Raw genomic sequence first — 16,960 nt, forward strand, 5'->3', positions numbered from 1 at the left:
TCGTTGAGGGGATGACGGCGTTTCAGACCCGATCCCTGGCGGTGTCGAGGGTCAGATCCCGCAGATGGGGGCCGCACTGGTAGAACCCGGGGCGCCCTGGAGAGACCGAACTTCAGACAGGGCCGTGCGCCGTGGCGGAGCAGCTCTGCGCCCTCGTGGATCCGCACACGGCCGCCGAGGTCGTCGGGGTGGGGTCGGCTCGGCACATGGTTCGTATCGGTGCCGCGTTCCGACCACATGCGTGCTGATTCCGGCAACGCACAGGGCACTCGCCTTTCGACGTTCGAAATATAGTCACATGTTCGAAATATTGGCGCGACGTTAAGGGGAAGCGGGCGGGGTGTCAACAGTGCGAACTGGAACGGTTACAGAAGGTGCGACCAGGTAGGCGTGCTTCCAGCCGCGAACCACGGGAGGAACCCCGGAGAGGCGCCCTGGTCGGCCTCGGACTGTCGTCCGGATCCGCTTGCGTGAGCGGACGGGGAGTTGATCTCCCGAAATCCCCCACGAGGCCCGGTTATCCCCCACGAGGCCCGGTCGTGCGGGGCGTCCGGCACTGACGGCTGATCGAGCGGGTAGAAGACGGCGTTGAATTCCGGCGCCGAAGCCCCGGGCCGGTGAGTCGCCAGGGGTTGGAGGCCGGCGTCGGCGGGACGGCCGACGCGTACGGCGTTCGCCTGCTGCTGTCGGAGGCTCAGGCGATGAGCGAGCAGAACAGGGGAATCGAGACGATCTTTAGGTGCTCGGCAGCCACGCCGCGGAGCAGCGGTCCCTCGGCGAGATGAATCGCGTCCAAAGCCCCCGCCCCCGGCCCCGCCCCGGCCTGCGGGCTCGGTGCCGGCAGGCCGGGGGGGGCTGGACAGGAATCGCTCCTCAGCGGTCGCCGCGGGCCCAGGGGTCAGTGGACTCAGCGTGCGAACGGCCCGCCCAGTCGCGCGTACGACAGCTTCAGGGTCGTCACGGAGTACGTCTTGGAGCCCGTCGTCGTGATGCCCGACGTGGAGCCCTTGAGCTGGTGGACCAGGCCCCAGCGGTCCTCGTACCCCAGTTGCTCGTTGGTGTCGATCATCAGGTCGGCGCGGCCGTCGCGGGTGTAGTCGGTGAGCTTGAGGTAGGCACCGAACTGGTCTTCGGTCTCGGGGGTGCCCGCGATGCCGGAGGTGTCCTGGGAGTAGGACTTGGCGCCGGTGCCCGACAGGCCGCCCGCGCGGCCGAGCAGGACGGTGACCGAGCCGGCGTTGCGCTTGGTGCCGAGGTCCTCGCCTCGGGCGCCGACGGCGAGGTCGGCGTAGCCGTCGCCGTTGACGTCGCCGGCGGCGATGGCGGAGCCGAAGTAGTCCTCGTTCTCGGAGGAGCCGGGTACGCCGGTGGTGTTCTGGCTGAACTTCACCGGCTTGCGGGCCGTGTCGGGGCCGCCGGAGCCGCCGTACTGGACGGTGACGTAGCCGCGTTCGCCGTCGCCCGTCTCGTAGCCGCGGCCGATGGCGAGGTCGCCGTAGCCGTCCTTGTCGAAGTCGCCGACGGCGAGGATGTCGCCGCCCTGGTGGCCGCCGTCGTCCGGCACCAGCACCTCGCCCGCACGCTGGGTGAAGGTGCTGCCGCCGCGGTGGAAGTAGGCCCGCAGGTTGATGTCGTTGCCTGCCTGGAGATCCCAGCCGAGCATGTACAGGTCGGTCGCGGCGTCGGCGGTGACCCGGCCGGCGACGAGGTTGGGAGCGTGCAGATAGCCGTAGCCATCGCCCAGGGAATCCCAGCCGCTCTTTCCGCCGGTGCGCGTGAAGGGGCCCTTCAGGAGGACCACGCCCACCCGGCTGTTGCTGGTCACGGCGAGGTCCGGGTCGCCGTCGCCGTCGAAGTCGCCGGAGACGACGTCCTCGCCGAAGTGGTCGCCCTGGTTCTCGTACTCCTGCGGGGCCGGCGAGTTGAAGACCGTGCCCGAGCCGAGGCCGCTCGCGCTGCCCCAGACGACGGTCAGCCCACCCCGGGACTGGATGGTGCCGACGTTCTCGCCGGGCGAGGAGACGACCAGGTCGGCGTAGCCGTCCCGGTCGAGGTCGGCGGCGGTGGCGGCGGCGCCCCACCAGTCGCCCTCCTCCGCCGCGCCGGGGATGCCGGGCGAGTCCTGGTGGATGGTCTGGACACGGGTGCCGGGGCCGGTCGACGTGCCGTAGACGACGGTGACCCGGCCGTCCTTGCCGTGCGAGCCGCCGAGCATGACGAAGTCGCGGTAGCCGTCACCGTTGAAGTCGTCGGACAGCTTGGCGGGGGCCGCCGACGCCGAGGGGGCCGTCAGGAGCGGTGCGCAGACCGCTGCCACGAGGGCTGCGGCAGCGGCGAGGGCGGTACGTCTGGCGCGCATGGGTCTCCGTTGTCGAGATCGTGCTGTGAGCGACCTGTTGATCTGATCGACCGCGCTCTACGACCTACCCGGCGGCCGAATGGTTGTACGGACGGGTCTGGGACTGCCCTGGGACTGCTCTCCAGACGGAGGACCTCGGTTTCAGCTGCTGCCCCAGCCGAACACCACCGGTGGTGAGGCCACGCAGCTCAGCCTGCATGCGCGCCGGCCGGGCCCGGGCGAGGGTGGCCGACAACGAGCCGGAGCGGCTGGAGGCGTTGGCGGAGGCCGTGCGCCTCGGCTGTGTGGGTCTTGAGCGTTGCGCGCCCACAACGGCACTGCGGCATCTGTGGACCCGCAGGCTCCTCGAGGCGGCGAAGCACCAGGCGTTCGAACTGCCCACCGACGAGGAACGGTCCGCCATGGTGGATCTCGTCATGGACATCCTCACCGGCTCGTACGGGCCGGTTCCGACCTGGGGGCTGCCCGTCAGCCTGACCGTCGCCAGGTTTCTCCGCAGCGTCCACCGGCGCCATGCCGATCCGACTCTCCGGCTGGACGGCGCGAACGCCGCGATGGCCCTGCTCCAGCCGTACGACGAGGTCCTCGTGCAGCAGGCCGAGACCGGCGACACCGGCGGGCTGCTGGAGCTGCGCTTCGACCTGGAGCGCGAGTACCAACGGCTCCGGGCGGCGCACCAGCAGGTCCGTGGCAAGGCAGGGCAGAGCGTCGACTACGGCCCGGCCTGGGCCGTCCTCGACCGGGCGAAGAGCTCGTGGCCGCTCGACACCGAGCTCCAGCTGGCCCGCGCTCGGCTCCACCGCTACCTGTGGGAGTACACCGAGGTGGTCGAGAATCTGGAGTCGGTGATCCGCAACACCCGCAGTGGGCAGGAGCGGCGCCAGGCCCAGATCGAGATGGCGGAGGCCCTGCTCAGCCACGTCCGCTACGGGTCGCTGGATCCGTCCGATCGCGAGGCGGCGCTCGAACGGGCGGCCGCGCAACTGGACGAACCGCTCAACCATCGCTTCCAGTCGGAGCGAGTGATCGTGATGCGTGAGCGGATCCGGCTGGAGTCCGGCGCGCCGGTCGACCAGGAACGCGTCGATGCCGCCTTCGAGAAGCTCATCAGCACCGACTACACGACAAGAATCGGCAGGTACTTGCACAGCAGGCGCTACTCCCCCGTGGAGCCGACCGCTCAAGCGCGGAGATCGAACCGACCGACGAGCAGCAGAACCTCGCGCAGCGGCTCTACGACGACTTCACCGACACCGACCTCATCGACGGACTCGGGCAGCTCTGTCTGCGACAGGCCGAGCTGTGGGGTGCCGAGAGCGCCCCGGACACGCGGCAGGAAGCCGCCGCGGCAGCACGGCGGGCATACGACTGCTTCGACGCGTGCCGGGTCCTGCTGGAGGCACGACTCGGCAGGGAACACCCCGTCACCGCTTCAAGCGGGGTGATGCCATCAGACAGGCCGCCCGGCTGGCCGGCACAGCCCACCCCTTCGCCCGTTGACCGGGTTCCCGTGCGGCGCTCAGGTCAGCGGGCCGGGTAGATCACGGTGAGTCGTCCCCAGGCCGCCACCGTGACCAGCACACACGGAACGATCCACCACAGCCGTAGCCAGCGGCGTGCGACAGCCAGAACGGCGAGCGGTGCGGTGAGCAGGGCGAAGGAGAGCCCGATCGTGCCGAACAGCTGTATGTGGTCGTAGGACTGGTGGTCCCAGGGGCCGAGCGGATGCGACAGGTAGGCCATACCGGTGGCGGCTCCCGCCGAGAGAAGGCCGATGACCAGTACGACCGCGCAGGCGACGCCTTTGGCCCGGGACGCCCGGGGCGCCCGTGCTGCTCGTGCCGCTCGTGACGTCCGCGTCCCCCGCGACGGCCCCGCCCCGTTCATGCTCCGAGCGCCCGCTTCGCGTCGTCCACGTTCTCGTCGAATCCCTGGCCGTAGGCCTGAGCGTGATCGCTCCGGTAGTAGTGACCCCCGTTGTAGCGGGCGGCCAGCTCCCGCATCTGTTCCCTGGTCATCTGCTCCGGCGGCACGTCGGCGAACTCGCTCTCGGACTTGACCTGGGCGAGGTACTCCGAGGCGAGGTAGATGTTCTGGGCCGGGTCCTTGGTCGCGTTGACGACCTCTTCACGCTGGGCGGCGGTGAGGTTCTCCGGGTCGTAGCCGAGTACTTCGGCGGATCGGCGTATCTGGATGGCGATCGGGCCCATGGAGGTCTGGTCCGCTTCTCCCGTGCCGGGTATGCGACGGCGGACGCCGTAGGCGGCCTCGTCGATCCAGGAGGGGTCGCCTTCGACTTCCATCCAGGCGATGCCCGCCACCATCTCGGGGGGCAGCCCGGAGTGGTGGGCGGCGTCGTTGATCAGTGCCTTGTTTCCCGAGATGTACTCGCGGCGGCCGGCGTCGTCGTCGGACGGTAGACAGAGGTAGTGGGCCTGCGCGGCGGGCAGGTGCGCGAGCCTGTCCCGGATGCGTTGCAGGGAGGGGGAGATCGGGGTGTCGTTCGACACCGCGGGGATCGAGTCGACCTTCGTGCCGGTGCCGGGGAGCTGTGTGTTCGGGTTGCGGCTCGCGTCGCTCACTTCGTGGCGCAGCGCGTCCACGGCGCCGACCAGCAGGGCCGGGTAGGTGCTGTCGCCGCCGCGGAAGTCCGGGAGGGACCGCAGGGCTGCGCGTATCTCGTGCACGCAGTCCTCGCGGGCCGCGGACTCCACGCGCCGGGCGTCGTCGTAGTGGTTCCTGGTGGCGTTGTAGTAGTGCTCGGCCTCTTCGCGGATCGCGTCCACGTCGACGGTGAGTTCTGCCGCCCAGTCGAGGAAACCGGTCGTGGCTCGGAGGTCTTCCCACTGGTGCAGTGGTTCCGCGGCGCGCGCGGTGGGGGTGATCGCGTGCGCTTCGCGGGACATCACCTCGACCAGCCGGTCCTCTGCGGTCCGGCCGCTCTCGAAGTGGGCTCTGGCCTGCTCGACAGCCGTGGCGTAGTCGTCCAACGCCTTGCGTACGCGCCGGAAGGCCGCGGAGAGGTGCTCCGCGAGGTCGAGTGCCTCCTGCAGCCGCTTGGTGTAGCGCTCCCGGTGTTCGCTCTCCCACTCGACCTTCCCGGCCTTGCGGAAGTCGTCGTCACACGAGGCCAGGAGGGTGTGCAGCCGGCCGTACTCGGCCGCGGTCCGTTCGATCAGCTGTGGGTTCGACGTGTCGAGGAACTCCACGTCCACGCGGTAGGCCATGCGCTCGCTCACCGGTCCTCGGGCGCGACGTAACGCCCCTCGTCGAGCAGGTCGTCCATCGCACGCTGCGCGCCGGCGTCGGCCTGCACGTAGGCGTTTCCCGTCGACCGCAGTTTCGTGGAGAGGGCCGACAGCAAGGTCACGAGGTCCCCGTACTGATCCTGCGCATACCGGGCGAAGTCCTCCACGGCTTCGGCCACTTGGGGGTGGGAGCGCGGTACGCGGCACTGCGTGGCGTTCTCCCCGTCCATGCGTCCGGCGTAGAGCAGTCCGGCCAGTTCGTTCAGGAGATGCGAACTGCCGTCCAGGGACTCGGCCCGTGCCGAGAACCCTCCGGGCCCTGTGGTCATCGTTCCCCCGATGTTGACAATGATCGCGACCGTGAGCATGCCAGTTGCGGATGCAACCTGTCACGTCCGGATCCTGCCGGGGCGCACGCGAAAGGCCCCTGACCGTCGTGGCCGGGGGCCCTTGGCGGCTGCCCGCTAGCGCACGTCGACGAAGTCGCCCGCCGTCTTCACGCCGCCGGTCGTCATGGTGCCGGCGAAGCTGTACCGCCAGTAGCGGTCGGCGGACGCGGTGACCTTGGCGGCCAGGGAACCGTATGTGTTCGTGGTGACGTAGCCGATGGGATCGTAGTAGTCGGTGCCGGGCGTGCGGAACTGCAGGGAGACGCGCTGGCCCGCGTAGCCGCGGTAGTCGTGGGTGTCCCAGTTGGCCCGGCTCAGCTTGCCGGTCACGGTGATCGTGCGGCCCTTGGCGACCGGTTCGGGAGAGGCGTTGGCCGTCAGCTTGGCGTAGCGCTTCATGAAGAAGGTGGTGTGGCCGTCCGACTTCACGTAGTCGCCGTCCTTGGCCCGGACGTCCACGGCGACCTTCCAGATGCCGGCGAGTGAGTTCTTCAGATCACGCCGGGGGTCGATCGTGTAGTGCTTGGTGCAGACGGCGCTGGTGCCGTCGGCCGTGCAGACGGGATTCGCTTCGGCGGGCTTCAGGATCGCGTCGGCTTTGCTGAGGCTGCTGCCGTGATAGAGCGTGAAGTCCGCGACGGAGATTCCCGAGTCGTCGCTCGCGGTCAGCTCGACCGTGATCTTCCTCGACTCGGTGGTGCCCAGAACGACGTCATTGCCCGTGCCGCCTCCGCCGGTGATCCGGAAGGCGCCGGCATCGGCGTTACCCACCACCTCGTCCGCCTGCGCGCCGGGGACGAGGAGAGTGGCCAGGGCCACGGAACCGATCAGGGCGGAGCCGATCGTCAGTCTGCGCATGGAGTCCCCGAGGGGTCGGGCCTGCCACCCCCTGGGCAGACCGCCGATGAATGGAGGCAGTGTACGCACAGGTGATCACCGCCGGAATATGCCGGTGACCTATGCATGAACGCGGCTCGGCAGCCGGTTCTCGTCCGCGTCCTTCAAGGCGGTGGGCGGACCCGCCAGCGGACTACGGCCGGGCCTCGCCGCGGGCGCCGACCGCCCGATAGTCCCGTACGGCGAAGGCGAGCGACCCCGCCAGCAGTGTGATTCCGGAGAGGACCCCGCTGACGAACGGCACCCAGGCCACTGCCGGGCCGGAGGCGAGCACGAGTCCGACGATCCCCAGGGCGGTGAGCCCGGCTCCCGGGACGAGTACGGCCGGCCGGCTCCACACCCGCGCGAGCACCAGGAAGTGCACGCCGACGACGAGCGCGATCCAGGCCACGTTCGCCTCATCCGGAGCGTCGAACAGGCGGAGCACCTGAATGCCCCCGAACAGCAGCACCGCCTCGCCGAGCACGACCCAGCGATAACGGGCGCCGAACATGTTGACCGGCTGGGGCGACCTGTTGTCGCCGCCGTGCGCCCTCACGCGCTTGCCGGTGAGCAGGACCAGCGCCACGAACGCGGCCACTGCCAGGACCGCCAGTACGCGAAGCACGGTCCCGACGGCGGCGTCGAGCGGGGTGTGCGCGTTCACCAGGACGAAGACCGTCCCGAACGTCGCACCGATCAACCCACCCACGAAAACGCTTGGCAGAGGCGGCATTTCGATCACTTTAGGTCGTCCGGCCGCCGTGCGAGAGGAACTCCCCTTTCCCGTCCCGCGCATCCCCGCGGCTCACCACCCCCAACGTCACGGTCACCGTCAGCGAGGTGACCGCCATGACCGTCATCGCCGTCGCGGGGGAGGCCAGTTGGGCGATCGAGCCGGCGAGGGCGGCGCTCACGCCCTGCATGGTGAGCATTCCGGAGCCGTGCAGTCCGAGGACGTGGCCGCTCAGTTCGGTGGGGGTCAGCGCCATGAGCCGCTCCTGCTGGACCAGGCTCGCCCCGAAGCCGACCGAGGCCACGGTGACGGCGAGGGCGGCGAGCGGCAGCGGCGGGTGCAGGAAGAACAGCAGATACGGCGTCGCCAGCAGCACCAGCAGGGGTGTGCCGAGGCGTCGGCGCACGGCGGGCGGCACCAGCCGGCCCACGGTCACGTCCCCCGCGAACATACCCAGCGCCGCACAGGCCAGCAGTGTGCCCGCGTTCTCGGGGGCGTAGGGGACGTAGAGGGACTCGCAGCCGACGACGAGACCGTTGGGGAGCCACAGGCCCAGCAGGACGTGACGGCGGGGGCGGGAGGACCACAGCACGGCGTTGGCGCGCCAGGTCTCGGCGACGGACGGGCGGCCCTGGGCGCAGGGCGGGCGCGGGGTCAGGCACAGGCGGACCACGACCGCCGACACGACGTACAGCGCCGCCGCGAGCAGCAGACACACCCGCGGGGAGAGGACCGTCACCAGGATGCCCCCGGTGGCGAATCCGAGGATCTGGGCGAGCCCGGCCATCATGTTGAAGACCGAACGCCCCAGCATGAAGCCGTCCTTGGAGAGGATCTCGTTCACCAGCCCCCACCGCACTCCCCCGCCGAGCGAGGCGACCAGGCCCTGGCCGAAGAGGACGACGAAGACGGCCCAGACGGGCAGCGCGGGCAGCGCGAGTACGGCCGTGGCGGCGGCGAAGACGAGGGCGATGCCGGTCAGGGTGGAGCGCGGGGGCAGGCGGTCGGCGCCCGACAGCAGGAACGTCGCCCCGAGCACCTGCGTGAGCGAGGGCCCGAACATGCTCACCGCCGACAGCAGGGGCGAGTCCGTCGCCTGGAACACCAGCGTGCCCAGGGCCAGACCGCCGATCGTCTGGGCCAGGACGTTGGCAGAGGAGGCGAGGAAGAGCGGGGTGAACTCCGGGGTGCGGAAGAGCTGTTGGTAGCTGCGCATGCGCGGAGTCTGCGGGGAGCAGCGACGCGTCGTTATTGTTTCGCGGGGGCGCGAAAGGTGGCCGCAGAGAAGCCGGAGACAAGCCGGAGAGAAGCGGGACGGAGCAGGGGGAGGAGGGCTACGGCATGGGCTGGTGGCAGATCAACGCCGACACCCTCGCCGCGAGCCGCTTCGTCCTCTCCCCGCTCGCGGAGACCTTCGCCGCGCTGAAGCTGCTGCACTCGGGCACGGCCACCCACCCCGGCGAACGCGCCTGGCTGGCCGACCATCTGCCCGGCTACCGGGCCCGCCTCGCCGCCGACCCGGTGACCGCCCACCTCGTCCGTGCCGGGCTCGGCAAGGACTGGATCGCCGACTTCCTCACCCCCACGCCGAGGGACGGGGAGACCATCGAGGCGGGCCTGGCCCTGATCCGCGCGGCCGACCCCGGCCGGGCCCGCGCCCACCTCACCGTCTCCCTCGCCGGCCCCCTCCCCGCCGTACTGGACCGGGACGACCTGCCGGAACGCGCCGCCGCGCTCCTCTCCTACGTCTGGACCGAGGCCGTACGCCCGGACTGGGACCGGCGCCGCCGCGTCCTGGAGGCCGACGTGGTCGCCCGTACCGCACTGGCGAGCCGGGGCGGGTGGGCGGCAGTGCTGGACTCGCTGCGGCCGGGGCGCACGCGCTGGCTCGGCGGCAACCGCCTCCAGGTGAACCTGCACGAGTACCCGCCTCGCGAGATCGCCGGCGCCGAACTCGTCTTCGTGCCGGTCACTCCGAAGGGCGGCTGGGTGTCCTGGGAGGACCCCGGCCGGTACGCGCTGATCTACCCCTGCGCGGGCGCCCTCACGGACCCCGGCGCGCGGGCGGTCCCCGCGAGCCTGGGGGTCCTGCTCGGGTCGGCGCGCGCGGAGGTGCTCGTGCTCCTCGATTCCCCTCTCAGCACGACGCAGCTGGTCGCCGTGACCGGGCAGGGGCTGGGGTCGGTGGGCAGGCATCTGCGGGTGCTGCTGGACGCGGGGCTGGTGGAGCGGCGGCGGGCGGGGAGGTCGGTGCTGTACTCGCGGTCGGCGGCGGGGGACGTCCTCGTCGGGGCCCAGCACCGGCGCGACTCGTAGCGGAGTTAGCATCCGTTTCATGACGACCCATGACAGCAACTCCCCCCTCGACGTCGACATCAACGCCCTCACCGGCGGCCCCGCCGACCTGGCCCAGTACGCCGGCCGGGCGGTCCTCATCGTCAACGTGGCCTCCAAGTGCGGCCTGACCCCCCAGTACACCGGCCTGGAGAAGCTCCAGGAGCAGTACGCGGAGCGTGGCTTCACCGTGCTCGGGGTGCCCTGCAACCAGTTCATGGGCCAGGAGCCCGGCAGCGCCGAGGAGATCGCCGAGTTCTGCTCGGCGACGTACGGCGTGACCTTCCCGATGACCGAGAAGGTCGAGGTCAACGGGGAGGGCCGGCACCAGCTGTACGACCGCCTGGTCGGCTTCGCCGACGCCGAGGGGCACAGCGGTGACATCCGCTGGAACTTCGAGAAGTTCCTGATCGGCCGGGACGGCGTCGTCGTCGCCCGCTTCTCGCCGCAGACCGAGCCGGAGGCCGCGGAGCTCGTGGCGGCCGTCGAGGCCCAGCTGGCGTAGGCGGGTGTTGACCTTGCCCCTGGGGCAGGGCCGAGCGTCCTTGTCACCGGGCGGAAGAGCCGCCCGGTGACGGAGGAGAGGGCCGTGGACGACGAACTGCTCACCATCGGCGCGTTCGCCGCGCGGGCCAGGCTCTCGGCCAAGGCCCTGCGCCTGTACGACCGCCTCGGGCTGCTGGCCCCGGCGCAGGTGGACGAGGTCAGCGGTTACCGCTACTACCGCGCGGACCAGATCGAACGCGCCCGTCTGGTGGCGCTGCTGCGCCAGCTGGACATGCCGCTCGCGCGGATCGCGGAGGTGGTCGAGGCCTCGGACGGGGCCGCGGCCGCCGCCCGGCTCGACGCGTACTGGGCGGGTGTCGAGGCGCGGGTGGCGGGGCAGCGGACGCTGGCCGAGTACCTCCGTGGACGGCTGTCGGGGAGGAGCTCCGAGATGTACGGGAAGTTCGTGGTCGAGACGGTGGACGTGCCCGAGCAGGTGGTGATCAGCGAGGCACGGCATGTGCTGGCGGGTGAACTGCCGGCGTGGATCGGGGCGTCGCTGGGCCGGCTGGAGTCGGCGGCGCCGGCGTGCGGCGGGATCACGGCGCCGCCGTTCGTCGTGTACCACTCCGAGGTGTCGATGGAGAGCGACGGCCCTGCCGAGTCGTGCGTGCCGGTTGCCGACGAGGCGGCGGCCCGGGCATGGGCCGAGGAGCGCGGCCGTGGCTGGGAGACGAAGGTCCGGGTGCAGCCCGCGCAGCGGCTGGCCTTCACCCGGATCACCAAGGCCCAGGTGGCCCATCCGCAGATCCTGGCCGCCTTCGAGGCGGTGGAGGAGTGGATCGCCCGGGAGGGCCTGGAGCAGACAGGCCCGTGCCGGGAGGTGTACTTCGCGGACTGGGAGGCGGCGGGGGCACAGGACCCGGTGTGCGATGTGGCGGTCCCGGTGAGGTGACGCCGGGGGCGGCCCGGCCGTGACGGCCGGGGCACAGCCGAGCCCTCTCGGCAAGGACGGCGGGCTGGTCGAGAGGGCTCTTCCTGTGGTGCTTGTGCAGTTGTTTTTCGTGCGGTCGGTCGCGGGTGAGGATCAGCCGGAACCGCCCCTCACGCCTTGACCGACGCCACGAAGGTGTTCCACGCGTTCGCGGGGAACGCCAGGACCGGGCCCTCGGGAACCTTGGAGTCCCGCACCGCCATGGCCGCGGCGAGCGGCGACTTGACCTCGACGCACGCGCCGTTCCCTGTGGAGTACGAGGACTTGGTCCACGTGTCCGTGGAACCCTGACGAATTGCCATGTTTGCTCCGAATTGCCAGATGTTGAGTTGCTGTCACCGCACTGCGCGTCCGGACCGGATCCCGCAGGGCGGTTCACGCCAACGTTGTTGCTGGGTGGCGTGATCGACGCTACTCGCCAACATCGGCTGACGAAGCGACTATTCACTCGGCCGGGTGGCATATTCCAGAGGAGTCTTCCATCCCACCCTGGGCCGGTGTACGGTACGGCGCTTCTCAGCGCGCGTACTCCTTGGCGATGTCCGCGATGAACTGCCGCGACTGGTCGACGTTCAGGGCCTGCGCCCTCAGGTGCTCGTACATCACGCTGTACTTCTGCACGTCGTTCGCCTTCTCCAGGTACAGGTCGCTGGTGACGCCCTCGATGTAGACGACGCTGGAGTCGGCCGCGTCCGGGAACTCCAGGATCGCGTACTGCCCGTTGAGGCCCGGGTGCGCGCCCATGTCGAAGGGGATGACCTGCACGGTGACGTGCGGCAGCTGGGACTGCTCGACGAGTTGTTCCAACTGGTCACGCATGAGGGAGCGGTTGCCGACGACCCGGCGCAGGGCAGCCTCGTCCAGGACGGTCCACAGCCGGAGCGGGTTCTCCTCGGTGGAGATTCGTTCCTGTCGGCGCATCCGCACCTGGACCCGCTTCTCGATCTCGGCCGACGCCGTCTCCGGCAACGCCCCGGCGATCAGGGCCTCCGCGTACTGCTTGGTCTGCAACAGCCCCGGGACGACCTGCGGGTCGTACACGCGCAGACTCGCCGCGTCCGTCTCCAGCCCGATGTAGACGCTGTACGGGATGTCGCCGAAGGAGTGCCACCATCCTTGCTGCCGCGAATCCTTGGCCATCTGCATCAGGGAGTCGACGATCCGGTGGTCCTCCACCTCGTAGACCCCGCACAGATCGCGGACGTCGCGCTGGCTGATACTGCGCCGGCCGTTCTCCAGCCCGACTGATCTTCGACTGCGACACCAGCAGCCGCTCGGCCACTTCTTCGGCCGTCATGCCCTTGAGCTCGCGGAGCCGGCGCAGCTCCTGGCCCAGCCGGCGTCGCCTGACGGTGGGATTGACATTGGACGCCACGGGACGTGCACCTCCGGCTGCCTGCCTGTGATTGCCACTTTGCGTATCTGCTGTTGAGCAGACTGCCACCAAGGTGCTTCCTACCGCTGGCAAACGGTGGATATGCGCTGGATACACGCCAGTTCGGGGACCTTCAGGCACAACACCGGCACATACGTCCGCGCGGGGCGACGGGACCCGGTCGTCGTCCGGACGTACGGTCCCGTCACCCCGCGCGGACAGCGGCTCCCGAACCGGTCATGGGGACTGCGGCGCGGCGCTGCGCGTGGCGTGCGTATGGAGCATGTGATGCGTGCGTGTGGTGCGTTGCGTGATGCGTTGCGCGTGGTGCTGGTCGAGCGATGGCCCGGTGGTGCGGTGGTGCGATCGGCCGGGTGCTGCGCTGGTGCGGGTCGTGGAACTGCGGCTCAGTGGGCCACGACGCGCGCCATGGATCCGCGGTGCGGCTGCACCGGAACGCCACGGGCGGGTTCCGCTGCGGCCCTGCCTCCGGGGGCGGCCTGACGGCCGGCCGGGGCCGGGCTGCGACGCGGCTGGGCCGCCGCGCCGTTCTGGACGTCCATCACGGCGTGCGCGACGAGACCGCCCATGGGGTCGTGCCTGATCAGATCCCGCAACCGGGAGCGAGAGGAACGCCCCTCATTCCCCGGATACAGGTGCTTGCCGAGACCGACCGCGTGTGCCAGGGCGGCGAGCGCCGCGGTCCGCGGGTCCGGCGGTACGCCGGTGCGGATCGCCGAATCCAGCCGGGCCCTGATCTCCCGGCTGATCTCGTTGTCCGTCGCCTGATAGCGAGTGGTCGGCAACACCCCGCACATCTGACCCGCCACGGCATGCACCATGCCGCACCGTTCCAGATGCGAGAGGTAGGTCTGGCGCAGCCCCAGCCGGGGCCCGCCGATCCAGTGGACGGCACGTACGGGAGCGCCACGCCTTCGCAGCAACTCCAACGCGCAGTCCAATGTCGGATCTCCAGTCGGCCGTGGTGCCACCACGGCGATACGATCCCCGTCTGGGGCTATCCGTCCGGCCAGCGCCAGCTCCACTAGCTGCGCTCCGGCCAGACCAAGGTCGAGCGACTGCGGCTGTGCGGTGGTACCCGTGGTCGGGTCCAACGCCAGCAACAGAAGCTCCTCCGGAATCGTTCTGCGGCTCCTGCCCATCCATGCCTCCCCGCGTGGATGAAAGACAGGGTGACCCCTCTCACATTCATCTGTCGAGGGTGCGTGACCGGTTCGTGAGGGAACCGGTAGGTATGTCGTTCTCGTCTACCGCATGAGTAGAGGGTCGCGCACAGGACACTGGTACATGTTCGGACAGCGGCACGGGGGGTCGTACGGGCACGGAGTCCGAGCGACGGCTCACGGTTCGGCAGACGCACGCGAGGCGTGCGGCAGCACATGGAGGAGGCATCGGTGGCGGGCGAGTCCCCCGACAGGTCGAAGCAGCGCGAGTCGTCGGCAGAACCGACGTCGGGGAGCGCGATCCCGGTTCCCGAATCCCGACCCGGCCCCGACCCCACCCCGGCGGACGGGGCCGAACGCCCCGACCCGCGCCTGGCGGTGGCCCGCGAGAACGCCTCCGCCAAGCCCGCGGCCACCGCACCGCGCGGCGGCGTGGACACGGCGACGAGGGTCCTGTCCCGGCAGGAACTGGACGCGGTCCGGGCGAAGACGGAGAAGGCCGAGGGCGCGAACGAGGACGCCGAGGCGAACGCCGCCGAGAGCGCGAGCGCGGAGGCCGAGGGCGCGAACGAGGACGCCGAGGCGAACGCCGCCGAGAGCGTGAACGCGGAGGCCGAGGGCGCGAACGAGGACGCCGAGGCGGACGCCGCCGAGAGCGTGAACGCGGAGGCCGAGGGCGCGAACGAGGAGAGCGCGAGCGCGGAGGCCGAGGGCGCGACGGGGCGTGGCGCTGAAGCCGAGGACGCGGTGGCCGGGGTCGACGACACCGAGGACGCGGTGGCCGGGGTCGACGACGCCGAGGACGCCGAGGACGCCGAGGGCGAGAACACGGCCACCGGGGCTGACGACGCCGAGACTGACGAGGCCGAGACCGACGACGCGAGCACGCAGAACGCCGAGGGCGCGGCCGGAGGCAAGGGCGACGATCGGCTGAGGGCGGCTGTGGCGGCCTGGGTGGCCTCCGGGGACGCCGAGGGCGAGAAGTCGGCGCAGGGCGCGGACGAAGGCGCCCAGGACGCCGGCGCGGGCGACGAGGACGGGACGGACGCCGAGAAGGCTGAGGATTCCGAAGCCGACGCCGACGCCGAGCCCGTCGCGGACGCGGACGACGCGGTTGCCGAGGCGGCACCGGAGGACGAGGCCGAGGAAGACGGCCCGGGCGAGCCCTCGGCGGCTTCGGACGCCGACGACGCACCGGCGGCCGCCGACGGCGGGGACGCCCCACAGGGGCCACCCGCACCCGACGACGAGAGCCGCACGGGTGGTGCGGGTGGGAACACCAAGGCCGAAGGCGAAGCCGAGGCCGCAGGCAAGGCCGTCGACCAGCCGACCGCCGTCTTCAAGGCCGTACGCCCCGACAAGCCAGCCGTGGACCAGCCCACCACCATGCTGAAGGCCCCCAAGCCCGACGCAGAACCCGAACCCGAAACCCCTTCCGAGCGCACCAGCAAGTTCGTCGCGCTCAAGCCCGACATCAAGCCGGACACCCCCAAGACCCCGGCCCCGGCCCCGGCACCCGCCCCGGCACCCACCCCCGACGTCACCGCCGCCGTCCCCCAGGTCGGCCCCGAGCGCACCACCCAGCAGCCCCTGCCGCCCAGGCCCCCGCTCGACCTGCTCGCCGAGCTGACCAACACGCCCCCGCCCCCGGACACCCCCGTCCGCACGGCCCTGAGGCGGGTCAAGATCTGGACCCCGCTGGTGCTGCTGCTCGTGGTCGTCTTCGCGGTCGTGCAGAGCATGCGCCCGCTCCCGGCCCCCACCCTCGACCTGACCGCCGAGGACAGCTACACCTTCGACGGCGGCAAGATCGACATCCCGTGGCCCGCCGAGGGCCAGGCCGCCCTCGACGTCGACGGCATCGGCTCCTTCGGCTCCTCCGGCGACCAGAAGCCCGTGCCCATCGCCAGTGTCGCCAAGGTCATGACGGCGTACGTCATCCTGCGCGAGCACCCGCTCGACAGCGGCGCCGAGGGCCCGAACATCACGATCGACCAGGCCGCCGAGGACCAGTCCGACGCCGGCCAGGAGTCGACCGTCAACGTGACCAAGGACGACAAGATCTCCCAGCGCGAGGCCCTGGAGAGCATCCTGATCGCATCCGCGAACAACGTCGCCCGTCTCCTCGCCCGTTGGGACGCCGGTTCCGAGAAGGCGTTCGTGACGAAGATGAACGCCGCCGCCGAGGACCTCGGCATGACGAACACGACGTACACCGACCCCTCAGGTCTGAACAACACCACCGTGAGCACGGCCGTGGACCAGGTGAAGCTGGCCAAGGCGGCGATGAAGTACCCCGCCTTCCGCGAGGTCGCCGCGATGATGTCGTACGACGACTACAAGGGCCACAACCACGGCAACTGGAACCAGTTGGTCGGCAGGAACAACGTCGTCGGCATCAAGACCGGCACCACCACCTCCGCCCTCGGCAACCTCGTGTTCGCCGCGAAGAAGGAGATCGGCGGCGAGACCCGGACCGTCGTCGGCGCCGTGGTGCGCCAGCCGGACGCGGGCGGCGGCATCCTCGCTGCCGCTCTCGACTCGGGCGACAAGCTCATCCGCGCCGCTCAGGACGCGCTGGAGTCGGCGACGATCCTCAAGAAGGGCGATGTCGTCGGGTACGTCGACGACGGTCTCGGCGGCCGTACGCCGGTCGTCGCCACCAAGGACGTCAAGGCGGTCGGCTGGTCCGGGCTGAAGGTGAAGCTGACCTTCGCCCCCGACGACGTACCGCACACCGCGAAGGCCGGCACCACGGTGGGCACGCTCACCGTGGGTGACGGCAGCAGCGGTGCGGTCAAGATCCCGGTCGCGCTCCGGACGGACCTCGCCGAACCGGGCTTCACGGACAAGCTGACCCGCGTCGGCTGACCCGGGGAGGGCGAAGCGGCACGGCATCGCAGCCCGCCGACGGGCCCCGTCGGCGGGCTGCGTGCTAGCGTCACGAAACGGGCAGGTCGTCGCTCACCAGGCGCGGCC

14 protein-coding genes and 1 pseudogene are annotated in these 16,960 nt (G+C 70.7%); 5 read left to right on the forward strand and 10 right to left on the reverse strand.

Annotated features, from left to right (window positions below; all coding sequences use genetic code 11):
* Window positions 1-907: 907 nt before the first annotated feature.
* Window positions 908-2,359 carry an FG-GAP and VCBS repeat-containing protein gene (locus ABIE67_RS20490; RefSeq protein WP_370259309.1) on the reverse strand — a complete coding sequence of 484 codons (1,452 nt, stop codon included), beginning with the start codon at window positions 2,357-2,359 and terminating at the stop codon, window positions 908-910.
* Between the two features lie 197 nt (window positions 2,360-2,556).
* Here ABIE67_RS20490 and ABIE67_RS20495 point away from each other — a divergent pair, with 197 nt between their 5' ends.
* Entirely contained in the window at window positions 2,557-3,804 is a 1,248-nt protein-coding gene (locus ABIE67_RS20495) for a hypothetical protein (RefSeq protein WP_370259311.1), read from the forward strand.
* Window positions 3,805-3,883: 79 nt separating this feature from the next.
* Here the strand turns inward: ABIE67_RS20495 and ABIE67_RS20500 are convergent, their stop codons facing one another.
* The 6 genes from ABIE67_RS20500 to ABIE67_RS20525 form a co-directional block, all read right to left on the reverse strand.
* Complete coding sequence (locus tag ABIE67_RS20500; RefSeq protein WP_370259313.1) at window positions 3,884-4,246, reverse strand: hypothetical protein; 363 nt, start codon at window positions 4,244-4,246, stop codon at window positions 3,884-3,886.
* Window positions 4,243-5,598, reverse strand: a complete 1,356-nt coding sequence (locus ABIE67_RS20505; RefSeq protein WP_370259315.1) for a hypothetical protein — start codon at window positions 5,596-5,598, stop codon at window positions 4,243-4,245. The genes ABIE67_RS20500 and ABIE67_RS20505 overlap by 4 nt, the downstream gene beginning before the upstream one ends.
* On the reverse strand, window positions 5,595-5,936 hold the full coding sequence (locus ABIE67_RS20510) for a hypothetical protein (protein ID WP_370259317.1): 342 nt from the start codon (window positions 5,934-5,936) through the stop codon (window positions 5,595-5,597). Before ABIE67_RS20510 ends, ABIE67_RS20505 begins: the two co-directional genes overlap by 4 nt.
* 135 nt (window positions 5,937-6,071) lie before the next feature.
* The gene (locus ABIE67_RS20515) at window positions 6,072-6,854 is read right to left on the reverse strand and encodes a calcium-binding protein (protein WP_370259321.1); all 783 of its coding nucleotides are present in this window, start codon (window positions 6,852-6,854) and stop codon (window positions 6,072-6,074) included.
* A 172-nt stretch (window positions 6,855-7,026) separates the two neighbouring features.
* The gene (locus tag ABIE67_RS20520; protein ID WP_370259324.1) at window positions 7,027-7,608 is read right to left on the reverse strand and encodes a hypothetical protein; all 582 of its coding nucleotides are present in this window, start codon (window positions 7,606-7,608) and stop codon (window positions 7,027-7,029) included.
* Between the two features lie 10 nt (window positions 7,609-7,618).
* A complete protein-coding gene (locus tag ABIE67_RS20525) occupies window positions 7,619-8,824 on the reverse strand; it encodes an MFS transporter (protein WP_370259326.1) in 1,206 nt (401 codons plus the stop codon).
* A gap of 125 nt (window positions 8,825-8,949) precedes the next feature.
* On the opposite strand from ABIE67_RS20525, the gene ABIE67_RS20530 reads away from it, so the two are divergent.
* From ABIE67_RS20530 to ABIE67_RS20540, 3 genes are all read left to right on the forward strand, one after another.
* Entirely contained in the window at window positions 8,950-9,924 is a 975-nt protein-coding gene (locus ABIE67_RS20530; protein ID WP_370259328.1) for an ArsR/SmtB family transcription factor, read from the forward strand.
* Window positions 9,925-9,943: 19 nt separating this feature from the next.
* On the forward strand, window positions 9,944-10,447 hold the full coding sequence (locus ABIE67_RS20535) for a glutathione peroxidase (RefSeq protein ID WP_370259330.1): 504 nt from the start codon (window positions 9,944-9,946) through the stop codon (window positions 10,445-10,447).
* Window positions 10,448-10,531: 84 nt separating this feature from the next.
* Complete coding sequence (locus ABIE67_RS20540; protein ID WP_370259332.1) at window positions 10,532-11,383, forward strand: MerR family transcriptional regulator; 852 nt, start codon at window positions 10,532-10,534, stop codon at window positions 11,381-11,383.
* A 149-nt stretch (window positions 11,384-11,532) separates the two neighbouring features.
* On the opposite strand, the gene ABIE67_RS20545 is transcribed toward ABIE67_RS20540, so the two are convergent.
* From ABIE67_RS20545 to ABIE67_RS20555, 3 genes and pseudogenes are all read right to left on the reverse strand, one after another.
* A complete protein-coding gene (locus ABIE67_RS20545; protein WP_370259334.1) occupies window positions 11,533-11,724 on the reverse strand; it encodes a DUF397 domain-containing protein in 192 nt (63 codons plus the stop codon).
* Between the two features lie 214 nt (window positions 11,725-11,938).
* Window positions 11,939-12,797 (reverse strand): annotated as a pseudogene (locus tag ABIE67_RS20550) (helix-turn-helix domain-containing protein).
* Between the two features lie 407 nt (window positions 12,798-13,204).
* On the reverse strand, window positions 13,205-13,960 hold the full coding sequence (locus tag ABIE67_RS20555; protein ID WP_370259336.1) for a GPP34 family phosphoprotein: 756 nt from the start codon (window positions 13,958-13,960) through the stop codon (window positions 13,205-13,207).
* Window positions 13,961-14,212: 252 nt separating this feature from the next.
* Between ABIE67_RS20555 and ABIE67_RS20560 the strand changes: the two genes are divergently transcribed.
* Window positions 14,213-16,852, forward strand: a complete 2,640-nt coding sequence (locus tag ABIE67_RS20560; protein ID WP_370259338.1) for a D-alanyl-D-alanine carboxypeptidase — start codon at window positions 14,213-14,215, stop codon at window positions 16,850-16,852.
* Window positions 16,853-16,960 lie beyond the last annotated feature (108 nt).

Origin of the sequence: Streptomyces sp. V4I8, assembly GCF_041261225.1 — a bacterium.
Lineage (GTDB): Bacteria > Actinomycetota > Actinomycetes > Streptomycetales > Streptomycetaceae > Streptomyces.

Coding starts and splice junctions, on each gene's coding strand:
- ABIE67_RS20490 (WP_370259309.1), bottom strand. CDS start 2,359: ATGCGCGCCAGACGTACCGCCCTCGCCGCTGCCGCAGCCCTCGTGGCA.
- ABIE67_RS20495 (WP_370259311.1), top strand. CDS start 2,557: ATGCGCGCCGGCCGGGCCCGGGCGAGGGTGGCCGACAACGAGCCGGAG.
- ABIE67_RS20500 (WP_370259313.1), bottom strand. CDS start 4,246: ATGAACGGGGCGGGGCCGTCGCGGGGGACGCGGACGTCACGAGCGGCA.
- ABIE67_RS20510 (WP_370259317.1), bottom strand. CDS start 5,936: ATGACCACAGGGCCCGGAGGGTTCTCGGCACGGGCCGAGTCCCTGGAC.
- ABIE67_RS20515 (WP_370259321.1), bottom strand. CDS start 6,854: ATGCGCAGACTGACGATCGGCTCCGCCCTGATCGGTTCCGTGGCCCTG.
- ABIE67_RS20520 (WP_370259324.1), bottom strand. CDS start 7,608: ATGCCGCCTCTGCCAAGCGTTTTCGTGGGTGGGTTGATCGGTGCGACG.
- ABIE67_RS20525 (WP_370259326.1), bottom strand. CDS start 8,824: ATGCGCAGCTACCAACAGCTCTTCCGCACCCCGGAGTTCACCCCGCTC.
- ABIE67_RS20530 (WP_370259328.1), top strand. CDS start 8,950: ATGGGCTGGTGGCAGATCAACGCCGACACCCTCGCCGCGAGCCGCTTC.
- ABIE67_RS20535 (WP_370259330.1), top strand. CDS start 9,944: ATGACGACCCATGACAGCAACTCCCCCCTCGACGTCGACATCAACGCC.
- ABIE67_RS20545 (WP_370259334.1), bottom strand. CDS start 11,724: ATGGCAATTCGTCAGGGTTCCACGGACACGTGGACCAAGTCCTCGTAC.
- ABIE67_RS20555 (WP_370259336.1), bottom strand. CDS start 13,960: ATGGGCAGGAGCCGCAGAACGATTCCGGAGGAGCTTCTGTTGCTGGCG.